Consider the following 20845-nt stretch of genomic DNA (forward strand, 5'->3'; position numbering starts at 1 on the left):
AACGTATGATGAAAGTTGAGTGCACCCGGCTCCCTTCCGGGTTGACGGTGGTAACCGAGCAGATGCCGCATCTTGAAAGTGTGGCGCTCGGCGTGTGGATCAAGTCCGGTTCGCGCAATGAAACCCTCGGCGAACATGGCATTGCCCATCTGCTCGAGCACATGGCTTTCAAGGGCACCGCGCGGCGCACCGCCCGCCAGATTGCCGAAGAGATCGAAAACGTCGGTGGCGAGGTCAATGCTGCCACCTCCACTGAGACGACCTCCTATTATGCCCGGGTTCTCAAGGACCACGTGCCGCTTGCGGTCGACATTCTCGCCGACATTCTGACCGAGTCCAGCTTCGACGAGGAAGAACTGCGCCGTGAGAAGCACGTGATCCTGCAGGAGATCGGCGCTGCCGACGACACACCCGACGATGTCGTCTTCGACCGCTTCGCCGAGACCGCCTATCGCAACCAGACCGTCGGCCGGCCGATCCTCGGCACGCCGGACACGGTCATGTCGTTCTCCGCCGACCAGATCCGGCACTATCTCGGCCGCAACTACACGACCGACCGCATGTTCGTGGTCGCCGCCGGCGCCGTCGAACACGAATCCTTTGTTCGCCAGGTCGAAGAACGCTTCTCGTCATTGCCGCGCACACCGATCGCAACGCCCGTGCTCGAAACTGCCCTCTACACCGGCGGCGAGAGCCGCGAAACCCGCGACCTGATGGACGCGCAGGTGCTGCTCGGCTTTGAAGGCAAGGCGTACCACGCCCGCGATTTCTACTGTTCGCAGATCCTCGCCAACATCCTCGGCGGCGGCATGTCCTCCCGCCTCTTCCAGGAAGTACGCGAGCATCGCGGCCTCTGTTATTCGGTCTATGCCTTCCATTGGGGCTTTTCCGACACCGGTATCTTCGGCGTGCATGCCGCAACAGGCGGCGAGAACTTGCCGGAACTGATGCCCGTCATCGTCGACGAGCTGCGCAAATCCTCGATGAACATCGAGCAGCAGGAAATCGAGCGCGCCCGCGCCCAGATCCGTGCACAGCTTCTGATGGGCCAGGAAAGCCCGGCGGCCCGCGCCGGCCAGATCGCCCGCCAGATGATGCTCTACGGTCGCCCGATCCCCAACGAGGAACTGATGGAGCGCCTCTCCGGCATTACCATCGAGCGCCTGACCGACCTTGCCGGCCGGCTGTTCTTCGACACGATACCGACGCTTTCGGCGATCGGCCCGCTCGATCAGCTTGCCCCGATGGGCGACATTCTGTCGTCGCTGACCGGCAAGGCCGCCGTTCCGCACGCCGTCGCAAGCTAAGCCGAAGGCTTAACGGCCGGGCTCCGCTTCATCAGAATGAATGAAGCGATCCCGGCCTCCCAAACAGTGAGCAATTTTGCACGGGAGGCGCTTTCAAGCGCCGCCCGTAAAACTGCGTTCAGCCAGCCGGCGCGCCGCGGATGACGACAGCGTGTGCGAATGGTGAAGTCTTTGCGCCTTTTCGCAAAATCGGATTCGATTTGCGCGCAAAGTTGTGCAACGTTTCGATTTGTGATGGCGCAAAGGCGTGCCGTCGGGCGGATGGTACAAGGTCCTCGCGCGTAAACGGAACGGCCTCGGAGGCAGCTATGACACGATCGGTTTTTCGGTTCCTGTCGCGGCAGCCGGAGACGATCGAAATCGCCGACCAGAATTACCTGCTCCGCCTCCCCCGCTATTCCGATTACCGCCAGTGGTATCAGCTCAGAAGCGACAGCCGCACCTTCCTGGAGCCGTGGGAACCGACCTGGCGCACCGACGAAATGACCGAGAGCGCCTTTCGCAGCCGGGTCATCCGCAACGAGCAGGAATATGCCTCCGGCCAGGCGGTGCCGCTTTTCCTTTTCCACAAGCCAGGCGAGATCCTGCTCGGCGGACTGACCATCGGCCACATTCGCCGCGGCGCCGGGCAAAACTGCATGATCGGCTACTGGATGGGCGCGCGCCACGCCGGCAAAGGCCACATGTTTGCGGCCCTCAAGCTCGCGATCCCCTACATCTTTTCGACCCTTGAGTTGCACCGTATTGAAGCAGCCTGTATTCCGGACAACTCAAGAAGCATCCGGCTCCTTGAAAAGGCCGGTTTTGAGCGTGAAGGCTATTTAAGACAGTACTTGAGAATCAACGGCCAGTGGCGAGACCATCTGCTCTTTTCTCTCCTGTCCGACGATGCCGTACCGAACAGGAATATGCCCCTTTGATGCCTCTAGCCCGCTCGCCCTTCGCCTGGTCAGCCTCCAAGCTGGCAGCGTTTCTGATAACGCTCACGACGATTTTCTGTGCGCTCGGCGGCGCGGCCCAGGCTTTGGAGCCGGTCAAGATTTCGCGTGAAGACACGGCGCTCGACCTGACGGCGACGACCGAAATCTACAGCGGCCGCAACGAAGCCTTTCAGGTTTCGACAGCACCCGGCACCGACGGCATCGTGCGACGAATCGAAGTGCGCTCCAACAGCGAAGGCCACCAGGGCGACTGGGCGGTGTTCGCGCTCGCCAACGTTTCGGCCGAACAGCTCGAGCGCGTGATCGTCGCGCCGCATTTCCGACTGGTGAATTCCAAGCTCTTCTGGCCGGACCTCGGCTCCAAGCGCATGCTCTCTATCACGCCGAGCGAAGGCTCCGCGCTCACCCGCGAACCGAGCGACGAGGCGGACGTTTTCCGCGTCTCGCTGGCGCCGGGCGTCATCATTACCTTCGTCGCCGAGCTTGCGACACCGGACCTGCCGCAAATCTACCTCTGGGAGCCGGACTCCTACAAGGACACGGTCAACGCCTTCACGCTCTATCGCGGCATCGTGCTCGGCATCGCCGGCCTGCTTGCGGTGTTCCTGACCATCCTCTTCGTCGTCAAGGGCACCTCGATGCTGCCGGCGACGGCGGCACTTGCCTGGGCCGTGCTTGCCTATATCTGCGTCGACTTCGGCTTCCTGTCGAAGCTCATCAGCGTGACGGCGGGGGACGAGCGAATATGGCGAGCGGGCACCGAGGTCTTCCTCGCGGCCGGCCTCGTGATCTTCCTGTTCACCTACCTCAATCTCAACCGCTGGCACCAGCATCTGGGCTATGCCACGCTCGCGTGGATCCTCGGCCTCGGCCTGCTCTTCGGCGTCGCCGTCTACGACCCGGCGATCGCGGCCGGCATCGCCCGACTTTCCTTTGCGCTGACAGGCACCGTCGGCATCGTGCTGATCGCCTATCTCGGCTTCAACCGCTATGACCGGGCGATCCTGCTCGTTCCCGCCTGGCTGCTGATCCTCGTCTGGCTGTTCGGCGCCTGGCTGACGGTCACCGGTCAGCTCGCCAACGACATCGTACAGCCGGCACTCGGCGGCGGTCTCGTGCTGATCGTGCTCCTGATCGGCTTCACCGTCATGCAGCATGCCGTTGCCGGCAGCGGCTACCAGCAGGGCCTGTTCTCCGATCTCGAGCGCCAGTCGCTGGCCCTCACCGGATCCGGCGACACCGTCTGGGACTGGGACGTCGCGCGCGACCGTGTGGTGACCATGCCCGATATCTCGACCCAGCTCGGCCTGTCGCTCGGAAGCATGCACGGACCCTTGCGCAACTGGCTGCCACGGTTGCATCCCGACGATCGCGACCGCTTCCGCGCCACGCTCGACGTGCTCCTCGAGCGCCGCCGCGGCAAGCTCAATCATGAATTCCGCGTGCGCGCCGAGGACGGCCACTATCACTGGCTCTCTATCCGCGCCCGCCCTGTGCTTGGCGCCAACGGCGAAATCATCCGCTGCGTCGGCACGATCATCGACATCACCGAACAGCGCAATTCGGTCGAACGGCTGCTCCACAACGCGCTTCTCGACAACCTGACCGGCCTTCCGAACCGTCAGGTCTTCCTCGACCGGCTGCAGGCGATGCTGTTGATGGCCGACGGCAGCAATTCCGTGCGCCCGACGGTGCTTGCGATCGACATCGACCGCTACAAGCAGGTCAACGATCTCTTGGGCATCGCCGCCGGCGACAACATCCTGATCGCACTGACGCGGCGCCTGCGCCGGCTGCTGCGCCCGCAGGACACGCTGGCCCGCCTCGGCGGCGACCAGTTTGGCCTGATCCTGATGTCCGAGCGCGATCCCGCCAAGGTTGCCGATTTCGCCGACGCGGTGAGCAAGGCAATCATGGTGCCGCTCAACTACGGCAACCGCGAAATCAACCTGACGGCATCCATTGGGCTCGTCTCGTGGCTCGACCAGGAACAGAGTGCGGCCGGGCTTCTCGATGATGCCGAGCTCGCCATGTTCCGGGCCAAGAAGGAAGGCGGCAACCGCGTCGAGCCGTTCCGCCCGGCCTTCCGCACCTCCGGTTCGGACCGCATGCAGCTCGAAGCCGATCTGAAGAAGGCAATCGAGCGCAAGGAACTTTCGCTGGTCTACCAGCCGATCGTGCGGCTGAACGATGCCGAGATCGCCGGCTTCGAGGCCCTCATGCGCTGGGATCACCCCAAGCGCGGCAACATCTCGCCGACCGAGTTCATCCCGATCGCCGAGAATTCCGACCTCATCAACCAGCTCGGCATGTTCGCCTTCGATCGGGCAACGAGCGACCTGACGGAATGGCAGTTGCAGACCGGCGAGCTGCCGATCTTCGTCTCGATCAACCTTTCGAGCGCGCAGTTGCTCAACAACGAGCTTTATGACGACGTTCGCGCCATCCTCACCAAGAACCGCTGCGATCCGGGCAAGGTGAAGATGGAGCTGACGGAATCGCTTGTGATGGAGAATCCGGAGCAGGCCCGCCTCGTCCTCGAAAAGTTGAAAGAGGCCGGTCTCAAGCTCGCGCTCGACGACTTCGGCACGGGCCACTCGTCGCTCTCCTACCTCACCCGCTTCCCCTTCGACACGATCAAGATCGATAAGGCGCTGGTGCGTGATCCGAGCGACAAGCGCGGCATCCTCTTGCGCTCCGTCATCACCATGGCGCGCGAGCTCGACATGCAAGTGGTGGCCGAGGGCATCGAATCCGAGGACGACGCGATCCAACTGTCGCAGATGGGCTGCGACTACGGACAGAGCTTCCTCTTCGGTCCGCCGATCGGCTCGGAATCGATCCAGCGACTGCTGAAGGAACGCTTTCCGCTGATGAAGCGGGCGTAATCGCCAAGGCGACGCTGCTCGGCGCGCAGGCCAGCGTCTTCAGGCCCGTCGGTAACAATCCGGCGGGCTTTTCGTTTCTGCGTCAAGGATCTGGAAGAGAGCGGGCGCGCCGTCAATCAGGCGTGGCCGGCATCCATGGAGAGCATCGCGGCCGAAACACCCATCAGCGCCAGCGCCCGATCGTATTTGTCGTCGAGCGCCTTGTCGAAGATCAGCTCGTCGCGTGCCGGGCATGTGAGCCAGCCGTTCTGGGTGATTTCCGCTTCCAACTGCCCCGGCCCCCACCCGGCGTAGCCGAGCATCATCGTCGCGCGCACGGGCCCCTGCCCACGCGATATGGCACGGACGATGTCGAGCGTCGCCGTAAGGCAGATATCGTCGCTGACGGGAATGCTGGAGTCGCTCAGATAATCGTCGGAATGCAACACGAAGCCGCGCCCGGTTTCGACCGGACCGCCCGCCTGGATCTGGAAATCCCGTGTTACCTGGGGAAGCCGGATCGCCTCATCCTCATCGAGAAGATCGAGGTGAAGCAGCACATCCGGGAAGGTCAGCTGTTGCGGCCGGTTGAGAATGAAGCCCATGGCGCCATCGTCGGAATGGGCGCAGATAAAGATGACCGTACGGGCGAAATTGGCGTCAAACATTCCAGGCATGGCGATCAGGAACTGACCGTCAAGAAAGCCTCGCTCGCGTCTCTTTTGCGCCATCGGAGTAGCCATCATGCGAACAGCCTATCAATTCGCCGCGAAATGAAAAGCGCCTCAGCGTCGCGGCCCATAATTATTGCACGCACGGCGTTCACTTCGCCGTGTCCGATCAAGCAATTATGATCGTTGCTTCCGTCGCAGCGTCTGGAGCGCGTCTGGCAAAAGCGATATTGCTTGCCGTATGATCCAGTGCTTCACACACCAGAAAATGGCCCAGCTCATCGGCGCGGCAAGCCTGGCTGGCTGTTTTTTTCTCCCCTTCGGCGCCAACGCGGCCACCAGCGAGTGGGTCACCTCCCCCGGCGGCATGATCCGTCTGGTCGCCGCCCAGCCCAAAGGGGACGGCACGATCCCGGCGACGCTGGAGGTCAAGCTCAACCCTGGCTGGAAGACCTATTGGCGCGAGCCCGGTGCAAGCGGCATTCCCCCACAGGTGACGCTCGACCCGAAAGGCGGCGTGGAGCTGGAAAAAATCGGCTTCCCGGTGCCGAAGACGTTCGACGACGGCGTCGTGCGCTATATCGGCTATGACAAGCCGGTCGCCTTCCCGCTGACATTGAAGCGCCTCCACGGCAGCGGCGACGTAACCATTCGCGCCTCCGTTTTCCTCGGCATTTGTGAGGACATCTGCATCCCGGTGCAGGGCGAGCTCACGCTCGCCATCAAGCAAGGCGGCTTCGACAATCCGCTCGACGGCGCGCGGATCGACGATGCCGTGGCTGCACTGCCGGAGGCGCCGTCCACGGATTTCACAGTCACCGCGAGCCGCTACGACGCCGACACGGCAATGATGCATCTGTCGGTTCGCCTACCCGCCGACGACAAGGATCCGGAAGTCTTCCTCGCCGGGCCTTCGGGTATTTCGTTCGGCAAGCCCGAGATCCAGCCTGCCGGCGACAGGGCGTTGAACGCAGCCGTTCCGGTGAGGCTCACGGGCAAGGACAGGGAACTCAAAGGCAAGCCGATCGTTTTGACTGTGCGCGCCCAGGGCCGCAGCATGGAGACGACCCTTGCCTTTGATTAGGGCGCATCTATAGTCCGCCGAGTTCTCCGACGAGTGCGGAGAAGCGAGACGCAAGCAACGCAAGGAGAGTGCCGTGACCATTGCCGTCGGAGACAAGCTGCCAACCGCAACCTTCAAGGAAAAGACCGCCGACGGTCCCGTCGAGGTCACCACCGATCAGCTCTTTGCCGGCAAGCGCGTCGTGCTCTTCGCCGTCCCGGGCGCATTCACGCCCACCTGCTCGCTTAACCACCTGCCCGGCTATCTCGAAAACCGCGACGCGATCCTTGCCCGCGGCGTCGACGACATCGCCGTCGTCTCGGTCAACGACCTGCATGTGATGGGCGCCTGGGCAACCACCTCGGGCGGCATGGGCAAGATCCACTTCCTCTCGGACTGGAACGCCGCCTTCACCAAGGCGCTCGGCATGGATATCGACCTGTCGGCCGGCACGCTCGGTGTGCGCTCCAAGCGCTATTCGATGCTCGTCGAAGACGGGGTGGTAAAGTCGCTTAATCTTGAGGAAAGCCCCGGCCAGGCGACCGTTTCCGGCGCTGCCGCGATGCTCGAGCAGCTCTGAGCACAGAAGCAAGTGCACATGGAAACGGGCCTTACGGCCCGTTTTTCATTTCACCAGAAGTGAGCCCAAGCCACGCTTCTTCTTGTAGGGTTCCATGCCTTTGCGAGCGAGCTCGTCGGCGCGCTCGTTCTCCGGATGGCCGGCATGGCCCTTGACCCAGTGCCAGGTCACCTTGTGCCGCCGGTTGGCCTCGTCCAGCCGCTGCCAGAGTTCGCCGTTCTTCACCGGCTTCTTGTCCGCAGTCTTCCAGCCGTTCTTCTTCCAGCCGTGGATCCACTTGGAGATGCCGTCCATCACATATTTGCTGTCGGTGTAGAGATCGACCTCGCAGGCGCTCTTCAGCGCGTCGAGCGCCGATATCGCCGCCAGCAGCTCCATGCGGTTGTTGGTGGTTTCAGCCTCACCGCCGGACAGCTCCTTTTCCACCTCGCCATAGCGCAGCACAGCGCCCCAGCCGCCCGGTCCAGGATTGCCCGAACAGGCACCGTCGGTAAAGATATCGATATGTTTCATGCCTGGCCTCCGTCGCGGCGCAGGCCATATTCGGCACTGGACGCAATCGCGCGGTGGAAGCGGATCTTCGTCAGATATTCGAGCGGATCCTTCTTGACCACGAGCGCGCCCGCAGGCGTCATCAGCCAGTCGTAGAGGCGCGTCAGGAAGAAGCGCAGCGCCGAGCCGCGACACAGCAGCGGCAGGGCGTCGACCTCGGCCGGCGTCAGCTTGCGCACGCTCTCATAGCCCGAAAGCATCGCCATGCCCTTGGTGATGTTATAGGAGCCGTTCTTCTCGAAGCACCAGGAATTGAGGCAGACGGCGACGTCATAGGCGAGATAGTCGTTGCAGGCGAAGTAGAAGTCGATGAGCCCGGACAGCTGGTCGCCGAGGAAGAAGACGTTGTCCGGGAAGAGATCGGCGTGGATGACGCCTTCCGGCAGCGATTTCGGCCAATGGCGCTCCAGATGTTCGAGCTCGGCCGAGATCTCGTCCTTGAGCCCTGCCTGCACCTCGTCGGCGCGCGCTTCGGAATTGACCCAGAGCGGCCGCCAGCCGCCGACGGAGAGCGCATTGGTGCGCTTCAGCGCAAAACCCTCGCCGGCGACATGCATGGCCGCCAGCGCCTTGCCCACTTCGTGGCAGTGTCTGGCTTCGGGCTTTCTCAGCCACATGCCTTCAAGGAAGGAGATGACGGCGGCAGGGCGACCGGAAAGTTCGCCGAGCAGCTCGCCGTCGGAACGCGGTAGCGGCAGCGGGCAGGACAGACCGCGATCGGCCAGATGATGCATCAGGCCCAGGAAGAACGGCAGGTCGCCGGCGTTCACGCGCTTTTCGTAGAGCGTGAGGATGTAGGAGCCCTTGGTCGTGTGCAGCAGGAAATTGGAGTTCTCGACGCCCTCGGCGATCCCCTTGTAGGAGGTCAGCTGGCCGACGTCATAGGCGGTGAGAAAACGGGCGAGATCGTCTTCCGTGATATCGGTGTAAACGGCCAAGGGTGTCCACTCTCAAGAAAATGCGGGCAGGAAATGCGGCTTATTCGCCGTTGACGAAGGCCATGTCGGCAGCCGTCAGCGGCACGTGGCGGATCTCGCGGTTGACGAGGAAGTTCTCGTTTTCCTCGACCGTATCGGCGAGTTCCACCGAAGCGTCATAGCGTTCGCGAAACGCCTCGATGATCTCGTTGACGATCACTTCCGGCGCAGACGCACCGGCCGACAGGCCTACCGTAGAGATGTCGCCGATTTCGTCCCAGTCGATTTCCGACGCCCGCTGGACCAGCACGGATTTTTTCGCGCCGGCTCTCAGCGCCACTTCGACGAGGCGCTTGGAATTGGACGAGTTGGGCGCGCCGACGACGAGGAACAGGTCGCAGCCGGGGGCTGCCTGCTTCACCGCTTCCTGGCGGTTGGTGGTGGCGTAGCAGATCGAATCAGCGGCGGGCGCCGTGAGGTTCGGAAAACGCTCGTGCAGCCGCTTGATGACGCCGGCGGTGTCGTCGACCGATAGCGTCGTCTGAGTGACGAAGCCGAGGTTGTCCGGGTCCGGCGGCTGGTAGACGTCGGCATCCTCGACGGTCTCGACCAGCGATACCGTGCCTTGCGGCAATTGGCCCATGGTGCCGATCACTTCCGGATGGCCGGCATGACCGATCAGGACGACGTGGCGGCCGAGACGATTGTGGCGCATCGCCTGCTTGTGGACCTTGGAGACCAGTGGACAGGTGGCGTCGAGATAGAACAGGTTGCGGGCATCCGCGTCGGCGGGCACCGACTTCGGCACGCCATGCGCCGAAAAGACGACCGGCTGCTTGCGGTGTTCCGGCGGGATCTCGTCGAGCTCTTCAACGAAAATCGCACCCTTGGCTTCGAGGCCTTCGACGACGTAGCGATTGTGGACGATCTCATGGCGGACATAGACCGGCGCGCCGAATTCCTTCAGCGCCAGGACGACGATCTGAATCGCCCGGTCTACGCCGGCGCAGAAGCCGCGCGGGCCGCAAAGGCGGATGGTGATCGGGGATTTTTCTGCCGCTGATGATGCCATGGATCAGGATGCCATTAGAAGGAAAACGAGCGCTGCGATCGCCGGGCCGCCCTGGATGAGGAGGATACGCAGCTTGACCGACCACGCGCCATATATAGCGGCAACGACCACGCACACAAGAAAGAACACCTTCAGCTGGATGGCAAAGGCGGCTTCAGCCTGGATCAACGACCAGAACAGGCCGGCGGCAAGAAAGCCGTTGTAGAGCCCCTGGTTGGCCGCGAGCACCCGTGTCGTCTCGGCCTGCTCGGCCGTCATACGGAACACGGCCCTTCCCTTCGGCCCGGTCCAAAGGAACATTTCCAGCACCAGAAAACCAATATGCAGCAAGCCGGTCAAAGCAATCAGTGTGTTCGCGATGATCGTCATCGTGGCCCCCGCTGCCGTTCGTCCCACACGGTTAGCATGACGGTAAACCCGCGGCTATCGCCCGCGCCGCATTGCATAGAGGCCGCTGACCAGCACCAGTGCCGCTGCCAGCCCGTACCAGGTGAGCGCATATTGCAGGTGGTTGTTGGGCAGGTCGAACTGGGTGACACCGCCAATCGGCAGACCGCCCGGATTGGGCGTCGCATCGGCATCGACGAACAGCGGCACGACCTTGTCGGCCGGAAGGCCGACCGAAGACGCCATCGTGTCGAGGTCCTTCCAGTAGAAGATGTTCTTGGCGAGGTCGTTGTCCGGAACGAGCGACGATGGCTTGCCGTCAAGCTTCGGCCTTGCAAGACCATGAATGCCGACGAAGGCGGGAAGCTCGCCGGCAAGCCGGGTCGAGGAATCCTTCTGCTCGAAAGGCACGAAACCGCGATTGACGAAGAGAAAGCGGCCGTCGTCCAACCGTAGCGGCGTGAAGACGTAATAGCCGGTGCGGCCATTGAACGTCGCGAAGAAGTGCCGCTCCTTGGTATGATCGAACCCGCCAGTCACCGTGACGGTGCGGTAGTCGATGTCGCCGCCATCGGCGAGGATCTTCTCGATCTCGGCAAGTGTCGCCGGTGGTGCGGACCTGCGCTCGGCCATGGCCGAAAGCAGGCCTTCCTTCCAGTGCAGCCGCTGCATCTGCCAGGTGCCGAGCGAGACGAGAATGGCAAATGTCGCGACGAGCAGCAGCAACGTGCCGATGCGACCGATCAGGCCGCCCTTTTTCCTGGTCGCGATCTCAGCCACGGTCGATCTCGCCCGGACGCGCATTGTTGCGGAATTGCAGGTTGATCAGGATGCCCTTGAGCATCCGCGTCAGGCCGAGGCTGAAGATCACCGCAAGCGGGATCCACAGGATGAAGTGTAGCCAGAGCGGTGGGTTGAAGTTGACCTCAGCCCAAAGCGCCGCGCCGACGACAATGAAGCCGACGATCAGGATCACGAACACGACAGGGCCATCGCCGGCATCGGCGAACTTGTAGTCGAGATCACAGCTCGCGCAGGACGGCTTGACCTTCAGAAACCCGTCGAAAAGCTTGCCCTGGCCGCAGCGCGGGCAAAGCCCCTTGATCCCGGTCATCACCGGGTCAACCGGCGGGAAATGTGCCTTGTCTTCACTCACGGCTTGATCTCGATTGGCGTGTTGTTGGGCACCATGGCCCAGATTTCTTCCATTTCAGCATTGGTAACGGCAATGCAGCCATTCGTCCAATCGAAGCGCTGCGTCAAAAAGGCCAGCCAGCCGAAATAATTGGGCTGGCCATGGATCATGATCATGCCGCCGGGATCGACGCCGCTTGCGGCGGCGGCAGAGACATCGGCCGGCGCCGGATAGGAGACGTGGATGGACTTGTAGTAGCCGCTGCCGGGATTGCGCCAGTCGAGCGAATAGAGCCCTTCCGGCGTCTTCTGGTCGCCCTCCTGGCGCTTGTGGCCAATGGGGTTGCCGCCGAGCGCAACCGTGTATTCACGGATCACCTGGTCCCCTTGGAAGAGCTGCAACAGCCGCCGTTCCTTGTGCACGACCACTCTGTCTGCGCTATCGGCGGCCACGGCGGGCAAACAGCCGCATACCACAAGCGCCGCCGCCACCAAGCCCAACCTCATATCCGTCACCCCTCGAGCCGTCCTGTGGGCACACCACCAAAAGAACAAGGCGGCTGCATGACTGCAACCGCCTTGTCGAAACGAGCGTAGGCTCTATTCGCTTACATGTGAGCGACAGGCGCGCCCCAACCACCCCAGATGTAGATGGAGAAGAAGAGGAACAGCCAGACAACGTCGACGAAGTGCCAGTACCAGGCGGCCGCCTCGAAACCGAAGTGCTGCTTCGGGGTGAAATCGCCACGCAGCGCACGGATCAGGCAGACGAGCAGGAAGATCGTGCCGACCAGGACGTGGAAGCCGTGGAAGCCGGTCGCCATGAAGAAGGTCGCGCCGTAGATCGAGTCCTTGAAGGCGAACGGAGCGTGAGCGTATTCGTAAGCCTGGACGTAGGAGAACAGTACGCCGAGCGCGACCGTCAGCGCCAGACCGTTGACCAGGCCCTTGCGGTCGTTGTGCAGCAGCGCGTGGTGCGCCCAAGTGACCGTCGTGCCGGACAGAAGCAGGATGACGGTGTTGTAGAGCGGCAGGTGCCAGGGATCGAGAACCTCGATGCCCTTCGGCGGCCAGACACCGCCGGTGAAGGCGGTGCGGGTTGCCTGGATGGCTTCGCCCGGGAACAGGCTGGCATCGAAATAGGCCCAGAACCAGGCGACGAAGAACATCACTTCCGAAGCGATGAACATGATCATGCCGTAGCGCAGGTGCAGGGCAACGACGCGCGTGTGGTGACCTTCGTGGGCTTCCTTCACCGTGTCCGACCACCAGCCGTACATGGTGTAGAGAACGATGATGAGGCCTGCGAGCAGGATCCAGACGTTCGCGAACTCTAGGCCGAAGATCTTCAGCGAGCTGCCCGACAGATAGCGCATGTAGCAGATGCCGCCGAACGCCATGACGAAGGCGCCGATCGAGGCAAGCAGCGGCCAGGGGCTTGGGTCAATGATGTGGTAGTCGTGATTCTTCTGATGCGCACCGGCCATGTCAGTAATCCCCGAAATGTCTCTCTCTCGTCGCCCTTCCGGCATAGCCGAAAAGGACCTCCAGTCAAAGTTTGTTCTCTTCCGTCTTCACCTGCGCGACCGGCTTTGACGGTTCGCGCGGATAGAAGGTGTAGGAAAGCGTCAACGTCTTGATGTCCTTGGTCTCCACCGCCTTGACCATGTCCGGATCGACGAAGAATACCACCGGCATCTCCATCTCCTCTCCCGGCTGCAAGGTCGTCTCGGTGAAGCAGAAGCACTGTACCTTGTTGAAGTAGGCGCCCGCCTGCATCGGCGTGACGTTGAAGGTCGCCTGACCCGTCGTCGGCTTCGACGACAGGTTCTTCGCCTTGTACATCACCTGCACCGTTTCACCGATGCGGATGTCGATATCGCGCTGGACCGGCTTGAACTCCCAGGGCAGGCCGCCCGAGGTGTTCGCGTCGAAGGTGACCTTCACCTTCTCTTCCAGGATGACGTCGGACGCCTGCTCGACGCGCTGCGTGGTACCGTTGTAGCCGGTGACGCGGCAGAACATGTCGTAAAGCGGCACGGCCGCATAGGCCATGCCGACCATGCCGCCAACGAAGGCCAGGCAAGTGCCGACGACGACGCGGTTGGAGCGCTGCGAGCTTGTGGTCTGCGGTGAATTCGTCATGCCATCCCGCCTCAGTTGACCATGCCGTTGCCGAACTTGATCAGCGTGACGATGTAGAACAGGACGACGAGCCCGAAGAGGACGAAGCCGAGCGCGATGTTGCGGCCGCGGCGCGATTTCTTCTGGGCATCAGTGAGCTTGACGGTTTCCATCAGGCAATACTCCCGGCATTCAGCCAGATATTGACGATCAGGTGATCCGCCATCAGGGCGGAGAAGATCACGAAAAGATACATGATCGAGAAGGCAAAGAGTTTCTTGGCCGGCAGCATGCGCTCGTCCGTTTCCGGCATGCGCAGCACGCCGATCGAGTACCACACGAAGCCGAGGCCGAGGGCTGCTGCGACTGCGCCGTAACCGATGCTCGCAAAACCGAGCAAGGTGGGACAGATGCCGATCAGCGCGGTCAGCACGGCGTAGATGACGATCTGCTTCTTGGTGGTCGCCTGGCCGCAGACATTCGGCATCATCGGCACACCGACGGCGCCGTAGTCGCCCATCTTGAAGAGGGCGAGCGCCCAGAAGTGCGCCGGGGTCCACAGGAAGGTGATGAGGAAGAGAACGATGCTTTCGACCGACACGGCGCCGGTCACGCAGGCCCAGCCGATCATCGGCGGGAAAGCGCCGGCAGCACCGCCGATGACGATGTTCTGCGGCGTCGAACGCTTCAGCCACATCGTGTAAATGACCACGTAGAAGAAGATGGTGAAAGCGAGCAACCCGGCTGCGAGCCAATTGACGGCGAGCCCGAGGATGATCACGGAAAAGGCAGACAGCGTCAGACCGAACGCCAGCGCTTCCTGCGGCAGGATCTTGCCGGCCGGGATCGGGCGCTTGGCGGTACGGGTCATGACCGCGTCGATGTCGGCGTCATACCACATGTTCAGCGCGCCGGAGGCGCCAGCGCCGACGGCGATGCACAGGATGGCGATGAAACCGATGAAAGGATTGATGTGTCCTGGTGCGAGCACCAGCCCGGCGAACGCCGTGAAGACGACCAGGGACATGACACGCGGCTTCAGAAGCTCGAAGTAATCGCGCGCAGAGGCTTCGGATAGACGCGGTACGCCTTCCATGCCGACTGCTTCGTGATTGTCGATGACCGTCATGTCTTGTCCCTGCAAAAGTCCCGGCCGCAAGGGCCGTGTGTCGCCGGTTTCCCGGCGGGGTGAAGCCGCCGGAACCGGCGGCTTCTGTTCGTTGCCCGTCACTTGATGCGCGGGAGCTGTTCCCACTGGTGGAACGGCGGCGGCGAAGACAGCTGCCATTCCAGAGTGTTCGCACCCTCGCCCCACGGATTGTCGCCAGCGACGCGCTTCTTAGCGAAGGCTTCGAAGACGCCGAAGAGGAAGATCAGGACGCCGACGGCTGCGACGTAGGAGCCGTAGGACGAAACCATGTTCCAGCCGGCATAGGCATCCGGATAGTCGATGTAACGGCGCGGCATGCCTGCGAGTCCGAGGAAGTGCTGCGGGAAGAAGATCAGGTTCACGCCGATGAACATGACCCAGAAGTGCAGCTTGCCGACGAACTCGGAGTACATGTAGCCGGTCATCTTCGGGAACCAGTAGTACCAGGCCGCGAAGATTGCGAAGACGGCGCCGAGCGACAGAACGTAGTGGAAGTGAGCAACCACGTAGTAGGTGTCGTGCAGCGAGCGGTCGAGGCCGGCGTTGGCGAGCTGAACGCCCGTAACGCCACCGACGGTGAACAGGAAGATGAAGCCGATCGCCCAGACCATCGGGGTCGTGAAGCGGATCGAACCACCCCACATCGTCGCGATCCACGAGAAGATCTTAACGCCGGTCGGAACAGCGATCACCATCGTCGCGAAGACGAAGTAGCGCTGCGTGTCGAGCGACATGCCGACGGTGTACATGTGGTGTGCCCACACGATGAAGCCGACGGCGCCGATCGCGACCATGGCGTAGGCCATGCCGAGGTAGCCGAAGATCGGCTTGCGCGAGAAGGTGGAAACGATGTGGCTGACAATGCCGAAGCCCGGCAGGATCAGGATGTACACTTCCGGGTGACCGAAGAACCAGAACAGGTGCTGGAACAGGATCGGGTCGCCGCCGCCTTCAGGCGCGAAGAAGGCCGTGCCGAAGTTGCGGTCGGTGAGCAGCATGGTGATGCCGCCTGCCAGAACCGGCAGCGAGAGCAGAAGCAGGAACGCGGTGATCAGAACCGACCAGGCAAAGAGCGGCATCTTGTGCAGCGTCATGCCCGGAGCGCGCATGTTCAGGATCGTGGTGATGAAGTTGATCGCACCGAGGATCGAGGACGCGCCGGCAATGTGCAGGCCGAGGATGACGAAGTCCATCGCCGGTCCTGGCATGCCCGATGTCGAGAATGGCGGATAGATCGTCCACCCTCCCCCTGCGCCATAGGCACCGGCCGGACCTTCGACGAACATCGAAAGCAGCACGAGCAGGAAGGCCGGAATGATCAGCCAGAAGGAGATGTTGTTCATGCGCGGGAACGCCATGTCCGGTGCACCGATCATGATCGGAACCATCCAGTTGGCGAAGCCGCCGATCAGCGCCGGCATGACCATGAAGAAGATCATGATGAGCGCGTGCGCGGTCGTGAACACGTTGAACATGTGCTTGCCGCCGTCGATGGCAGCATCGCCCTCGAAGCCGTAAACCATCTGCGCCAGACCATGGAAGATCTGGATGCCCGGCTCCTGGAGCTCGGCACGCATGAAGATGGACAGCGTGCCGCCGATGATGCCCGCGAAGATCGCGAAGATCAGGTAGAGCGTGCCGATGTCCTTGTGGTTGGTCGACAGGAACCAGCGCTGGAAGAAGCTCAAAGGCTTGTGCGCATGGTCTGCGTGGCCATGATCGGAGTGATCATGGCGTTGGTCTTGATGAACGGCTGTTCCAGCCATGGGTCGAGCTCCCCTTCCGATTACTGTGCGGCGTTAGCGGCGACGTCGACGGTCTTGGCCGAGTCGATGGACGCCATGAGCGCCTTGTTCGCATCGCCAACATTCGTTGCGGCGGCTGCGAGCCAGGTGTCGTATTTTTCCTGCGAAACCACGCGGATGGCGATCGGCATGTAAGCGTGGTCCTTACCGCAGAGCTCGGAACACTGGCCGTAGTAAAGACCTTCGCGCTCGGCCTTGAACCAGGTTTCGTTCAGGCGGCCGGGAACGGCGTCGATCTTCACGCCAAAGGCAGGCATTGCAAATGCATGGATCACGTCAGCAGCGGTGACGAGAACACGAACCGTCTTGCCGACCGGCACGACGACTTCGTTGTCGACGGCGAGCAGGCGCGGATATTCTTTCTTGTCTTCCTTGCCGAGCGCCGCGCGATCTTCTTCCTTCATCATGATGCTGTCGAAGGTGAGCGGGCTTTCGCCGACTTCATACTCGTAGGACCAGTACCACTGGTTGCCGGTCGCCTTGAGCGTCAGGTCCGGATTGGCCGGCGGCGTCAGCTGCGCGGTCAGGAGCTGGAACGACGGGATCGCAAGGAAGAGAAGGATGACGACCGGACCGACGGTCCAGACGACTTCGATCGCGGTGTTGTGGCTGGTCTTGGACGGAACCGGGTTCGCGCTTTCGCGGAACTTGATCACAACGATGATCAAAAGGAGGAGAACGAAAAGTGTAATCGGAATGATGAACCACAGGGTATAATGTTCAAACCACGTGATTTCTTCCATGATGCCCGTAGCGGCCGACTGAAAGTTCGTCTGCCATTCGACAGGCTTGTCAGCAAAGGCGCTCGAAGCAAAAAGCAGACAGGCAAGCGCTGCCAGAACTGCATAAGCCTTGTTTTTCACAATGTGTCTCCCCAATGCGCTTGATCAGGATCAAACCGGAACGCAGAATCCCTGCGATACTGCTGCGCTTCAAACCACAGTTTGTCCGATGCCGCAACATCTGACCAATCAACCCCGTGCGGCATTTTTGCACAAACGTTGCTTTTCACACAGGCACCCCTCGAAACCCGTGGCGAAACCACCTATAGGGGCTGTTCTGCGCGCTTGGCGATCAGATTGCACAGCGCTTTGACGGCGGCGCGCCGGATAGGGCGTCGAACCCGCCCAATTTCCGCCATATGGCGCTGGAATGTGCCCCGCAGGGCTTTTCATTTATTCCTGCGCACTTCAAGAATAGCCCTGATGATTCGACGTTTTGAGGTTTACATGGGCCTGCCCCTCTTTTCCCGACTGTCGGCCTTCGCCGCCTTCGGCCTTGCCGTTCTCGCTCTCCCGGCTCAGAGCCTGGCCCAGCAGCCCGCCGGAACACCCGGCACGGTCAAGTCCAACCATGGCGCGTGGTCGATCGTCTGCGATCAGCCGCCGGGCGCTTCCGCTGACCAGTGCGCGCTGATGCAAAACGTCATCGCCGAAGACCGGCCGGAAGTCGGCCTCTCGGTGGTCGTTCTGAAGACGGCGGATCGCAAGGCCAAGATCCTGCGCGTGCTCGCCCCGCTCGGCGTGCTTCTGCCGAACGGCCTCGGCCTCAATGTCGACGGCAAGGATATCGGCCGCGCCTATTTCGTGCGCTGCTTCTCCGACGGCTGCTACGCGGAAGTCGTGCTCGAGGACGAACTCCTGAAGACCTTCCGCTCCGGCGCAACCGCGACCTTCATCGTCTTCCAGTCGCCCGAGGAAGGCATCGGCATTCCCGTCGACCTCAAGGGTTTCGGCGAAGGCTACGACGCGCTGCCCTGATCGGCTACATATTCAAAGACAAACAAGAGCCGCGCTTCGAGCGCGGCTTTTTTGTTGGCGAGCATAAAAGACAAGGCCCGGATCGATGATCCGGGCCCGAAGCATGGCGAGAGCGACGCGTCTTTAGATGATGTCGGTCCCGACGATGTTGATGCCGAAGCCCTCGAGGCCGACATAGTGGCGTTCGCGCGAAGCGAGCAGCCTGATGGAACTGATGCCGAGATCCCTCAGGATCTGCGCGCCGAGGCCGATTTCCAGCCACTCGTTTTCGCGCGCCTGGGCCTCGTCGTGGGCCTCGCGGTCGTGCTTGCCCTTGCGCGCCGTCTGCGACACGCCGACGCCAACCGAGCCTTCGCGCAGATAGACGATGACACCCCTGCCTTCGTCGGCAATGCGCTTCATGATGCGGTCGATCTGGCAATCCTTGCCGAAGACGTCGGCGCCGACATTTTCGAGATGCAGGCGAACCGGGATGTCGACGCCGTCACGGATATCACCGAAGACGACGGCGAGATGCTGCATCGGATCCCAGGGCAGCGCATAGGAATGCCCCTTGGCCGCACCATAGGGCGTCTCGATATCGAAGGAACCGCCATGCTCGATCAGCGTTTCCTTGCGCTGGCGGTAGGCGATGAGGTCGGCGACAGACACCTGCTTCAGGCCATGGGTGTCGGCAAAGCTCGCCACCTGCGGCCCGCGCATGACCGTGCCGTCGTCATTGACGAGTTCGCAGATGACGCCGATCGGCGGAAGGCTGGCGAGCCTGCAGAGGTCGACGGCAGCTTCCGTATGGCCGGAACGCATGAGAACGCCGCCTTCGCGCGCGACCAGCGGGAAGATGTGACCGGGGCGAACGAAATCCGTCGGGCCGACATTGGGATTGGCGAGGTTGCGAACCGTCAGCGTGCGGTCGTCGGCGGAAATGCCGGTCGTCGTGCCGTGCTTGAAATCCACCGAGACGGTGAAGGCCGTCGTATGGGCGGAATCGTTTTCGGCCACCATGGCGTTGAGGTTCAGGCGCTTGGCTTCATCGCGCGGCATCGGCGTGCAGACGATGCCCGAGGTGTGGCGCACGATGAAGGCCATCTTTTCCGGCGTGCAATGCACCGCCGCGACGATCAGGTCACCCTCGTTCTCGCGGCCGTCGTCATCGGTGACGACGACGATTTCGCCGGCCTCGAAAGCGCGGATGGCATCGACGACACGCTTCTGATCATAGGACATGGTGTTCTTCCCGAATTTGACTGGGCCGGCTGAAGCCGAATTACTTGAGGCGGCCGGTCTGGCCGCGGTCACGCAGGTAGTGATCCGCGATCGTGCAGGCAAGCATCGCTTCGCCGATCGGCACGGCACGGATGCCGACGCACGGATCGTGGCGCCCCTTGGTGCGCACGTCGACCTCGTTGCCGTCGCTGTCGACCGAGCGCCGTTCGGTGAGGATCGACGAGGTCGGCTTGATGGCGAAACGCGCGATTACGGGCTCGCCGGTGGCGATGCCACCGAGAATACCGCCAGCATGGTTCGACAGGAAGACCGGCTTGCCATCGGCACCGATGCGCATCTCGTCGGCATTTTCCTCGCCGGTGATTTCGGCCGCACCGAAGCCGTTTCCGATCTCGACGCCCTTGACGGCGTTGATCGACATCAGGTTCGAGGCGATGTCCTGGTCGAGCTTGGCATAGATGGGCGCACCGATGCCGGCGGGCACGCCCTCGGCCACCACTTCGACAACGGCACCGATCGAGGATCCCGACTTGCGGATGCCGTCGAGATACTCTTCCCAGACCGGCACGATCTCCGGATCCGGCGCGAAGAAGGGGTTGTTGTCGACCTCGGCCCAGTCCCAGTTGGCGCGGTTGATCTTGTGCTTGCCGATCTGCACGAGTGCGCCGCGCACTACGAGCCCCGGCACGACCTTGCGAGCGACACCGCCAGCAGCCACACGTGCCGCCGTTTCGCGCGCCGACGAACGCCCGCCGCCGCGATAGTCGCGGATGCCGTATTTCAGATCGTAGGTGTAATCGGCGTGGCCGGGACGGTAGCGCTTGGCGATCTCGGAATAGTCCTTCGAGCGCTGGTCGGTATTTTCGATCAGCATCGAGATCGGGGTTCCGGTCGAGATCATCGTCTCGCCGTCCTCGTCGAACATGACGCCCGAGAGCACCTTGACCAGATCGTCTTCGCGGCGCTGCGTCACGAAACGCGACTGGCCGGGTTTGCGCTTGTCGAGCCAGACCTGGAGCTCGGCGAGGGTGAAACGGATGCCGGGCGGGCAGCCGTCGATGACGCAGCCGAGCGCCGGCCCGTGGCTTTCGCCCCAGGTGGTTACGCGGAAGAGATGACCGAAAGTGTTATGCGACATGAAGGCAACCGACCCTAAGCAAGCAACGGCCGTACGTTTGTACGCGGATGCCCTCTCTTACTGCATAATTCTTCAAATCGATATCGATTTAAGGACAAAATTATGCAGCGCTTCAGAGTGCTACGGCGGCCTTAGCGCGTCTTAAAAGACGCG

Annotated in this window: 22 protein-coding genes; 6 read left to right on the plus strand and 16 right to left on the minus strand. The window is 62.1% G+C overall.

Annotated elements, in window-relative coordinates; genetic code table 11:
- The first annotated feature begins 5 nt into the window (after positions 1-5).
- From JVX98_RS17675 to JVX98_RS17685, 3 genes are all read left to right on the plus strand, one after another.
- Positions 6-1307, plus strand: coding sequence for a pitrilysin family protein (locus tag JVX98_RS17675; protein ID WP_205239333.1), 1302 nt, complete (start codon positions 6-8; stop codon positions 1305-1307).
- Between the two features lie 308 nt (positions 1308-1615).
- Positions 1616-2227: a GNAT family N-acetyltransferase gene (locus JVX98_RS17680; protein ID WP_192448298.1), complete on the plus strand. Its 612-nt coding sequence runs from the start codon at positions 1616-1618 to the stop codon at positions 2225-2227.
- Positions 2227-5136 carry an EAL domain-containing protein gene (locus tag JVX98_RS17685; protein WP_192447573.1) on the plus strand — a complete coding sequence of 970 codons (2910 nt, stop codon included), beginning with the start codon at positions 2227-2229 and terminating at the stop codon, positions 5134-5136. Before JVX98_RS17680 ends, JVX98_RS17685 begins: the two co-directional genes overlap by 1 nt.
- Positions 5137-5252: 116 nt before the next feature.
- On the opposite strand, the gene JVX98_RS17690 is transcribed toward JVX98_RS17685, so the two are convergent.
- The gene (locus JVX98_RS17690) at positions 5253-5858 is read right to left on the minus strand and encodes a YqgE/AlgH family protein (protein WP_043619926.1); all 606 of its coding nucleotides are present in this window, start codon (positions 5856-5858) and stop codon (positions 5253-5255) included.
- 196 nt (positions 5859-6054) lie between these two features.
- Between JVX98_RS17690 and JVX98_RS17695 the strand changes: the two genes are divergently transcribed.
- Positions 6055-6870 carry a protein-disulfide reductase DsbD domain-containing protein gene (locus JVX98_RS17695; protein WP_371826552.1) on the plus strand — a complete coding sequence of 272 codons (816 nt, stop codon included), beginning with the start codon at positions 6055-6057 and terminating at the stop codon, positions 6868-6870.
- 73 nt (positions 6871-6943) lie between these two features.
- Positions 6944-7429 (plus strand): peroxiredoxin, encoded by a 486-nt coding sequence (locus tag JVX98_RS17700; RefSeq protein ID WP_192447575.1) that lies wholly within the window; start codon positions 6944-6946, stop codon positions 7427-7429.
- Between the two features lie 45 nt (positions 7430-7474).
- Here the strand turns inward: JVX98_RS17700 and rnhA are convergent, their stop codons facing one another.
- From rnhA to coxB, 13 genes are all read right to left on the minus strand, one after another.
- The gene (rnhA, locus tag JVX98_RS17705) at positions 7475-7942 is read right to left on the minus strand and encodes a ribonuclease HI (RefSeq protein ID WP_043619877.1); all 468 of its coding nucleotides are present in this window, start codon (positions 7940-7942) and stop codon (positions 7475-7477) included.
- Positions 7939-8919: a homoserine kinase gene (locus JVX98_RS17710; RefSeq protein WP_205239334.1), complete on the minus strand. Its 981-nt coding sequence runs from the start codon at positions 8917-8919 to the stop codon at positions 7939-7941. Before JVX98_RS17710 ends, rnhA begins: the two co-directional genes overlap by 4 nt.
- 40 nt (positions 8920-8959) lie before the next feature.
- Positions 8960-9970, minus strand: coding sequence for a 4-hydroxy-3-methylbut-2-enyl diphosphate reductase (ispH, locus tag JVX98_RS17715; RefSeq protein WP_205239335.1), 1011 nt, complete (start codon positions 9968-9970; stop codon positions 8960-8962).
- Positions 9971-9973: 3 nt separating this feature from the next.
- The gene (locus tag JVX98_RS17720) at positions 9974-10339 is read right to left on the minus strand and encodes a DUF1304 domain-containing protein (RefSeq protein WP_205239336.1); all 366 of its coding nucleotides are present in this window, start codon (positions 10337-10339) and stop codon (positions 9974-9976) included.
- A gap of 54 nt (positions 10340-10393) precedes the next feature.
- Positions 10394-11161 carry an SURF1 family protein gene (locus JVX98_RS17725; protein ID WP_192447579.1) on the minus strand — a complete coding sequence of 256 codons (768 nt, stop codon included), beginning with the start codon at positions 11159-11161 and terminating at the stop codon, positions 10394-10396.
- Positions 11130-11513, minus strand: coding sequence for a DUF983 domain-containing protein (locus JVX98_RS17730; protein WP_043619869.1), 384 nt, complete (start codon positions 11511-11513; stop codon positions 11130-11132). Before JVX98_RS17730 ends, JVX98_RS17725 begins: the two co-directional genes overlap by 32 nt.
- Positions 11510-11998, minus strand: a complete 489-nt coding sequence (locus tag JVX98_RS17735) for a murein L,D-transpeptidase family protein (RefSeq protein ID WP_205239337.1) — start codon at positions 11996-11998, stop codon at positions 11510-11512. The genes JVX98_RS17730 and JVX98_RS17735 overlap by 4 nt, the downstream gene beginning before the upstream one ends.
- Before the next feature lie 101 nt (positions 11999-12099).
- Positions 12100-12978, minus strand: a complete 879-nt coding sequence (locus tag JVX98_RS17740; RefSeq protein WP_043619866.1) for a cytochrome c oxidase subunit 3 — start codon at positions 12976-12978, stop codon at positions 12100-12102.
- Between the two features lie 64 nt (positions 12979-13042).
- Positions 13043-13636 (minus strand): cytochrome c oxidase assembly protein, encoded by a 594-nt coding sequence (locus JVX98_RS17745; RefSeq protein WP_192447582.1) that lies wholly within the window; start codon positions 13634-13636, stop codon positions 13043-13045.
- Between the two features lie 11 nt (positions 13637-13647).
- Positions 13648-13788 (minus strand): hypothetical protein, encoded by a 141-nt coding sequence (locus JVX98_RS17750; protein ID WP_043619862.1) that lies wholly within the window; start codon positions 13786-13788, stop codon positions 13648-13650.
- Positions 13788-14744, minus strand: coding sequence for a heme o synthase (locus JVX98_RS17755; protein ID WP_192447583.1), 957 nt, complete (start codon positions 14742-14744; stop codon positions 13788-13790). Before JVX98_RS17755 ends, JVX98_RS17750 begins: the two co-directional genes overlap by 1 nt.
- Before the next feature lie 98 nt (positions 14745-14842).
- Positions 14843-16531: a cytochrome c oxidase subunit I gene (ctaD, locus tag JVX98_RS17760; RefSeq protein WP_043619858.1), complete on the minus strand. Its 1689-nt coding sequence runs from the start codon at positions 16529-16531 to the stop codon at positions 14843-14845.
- 20 nt (positions 16532-16551) lie between these two features.
- Positions 16552-17433 carry a cytochrome c oxidase subunit II gene (coxB, locus tag JVX98_RS17765; protein WP_192447584.1) on the minus strand — a complete coding sequence of 294 codons (882 nt, stop codon included), beginning with the start codon at positions 17431-17433 and terminating at the stop codon, positions 16552-16554.
- A gap of 366 nt (positions 17434-17799) precedes the next feature.
- On the opposite strand from coxB, the gene JVX98_RS17770 reads away from it, so the two are divergent.
- Positions 17800-18330 carry an invasion associated locus B family protein gene (locus JVX98_RS17770; RefSeq protein WP_034801218.1) on the plus strand — a complete coding sequence of 177 codons (531 nt, stop codon included), beginning with the start codon at positions 17800-17802 and terminating at the stop codon, positions 18328-18330.
- 123 nt (positions 18331-18453) lie between these two features.
- Here the strand turns inward: JVX98_RS17770 and ribB are convergent, their stop codons facing one another.
- Positions 18454-19554, minus strand: a complete 1101-nt coding sequence (gene ribB, locus JVX98_RS17775; protein WP_205239338.1) for a 3,4-dihydroxy-2-butanone-4-phosphate synthase — start codon at positions 19552-19554, stop codon at positions 18454-18456.
- A 40-nt stretch (positions 19555-19594) separates the two neighbouring features.
- The gene (aroC, locus tag JVX98_RS17780; protein WP_205239339.1) at positions 19595-20692 is read right to left on the minus strand and encodes a chorismate synthase; all 1098 of its coding nucleotides are present in this window, start codon (positions 20690-20692) and stop codon (positions 19595-19597) included.
- Positions 20693-20845 lie beyond the last annotated feature (153 nt).

Source organism: Ensifer sp. PDNC004, from assembly GCF_016919405.1.
In the GTDB taxonomy this organism is placed as follows: Bacteria; Pseudomonadota; Alphaproteobacteria; order Rhizobiales; family Rhizobiaceae; genus Ensifer.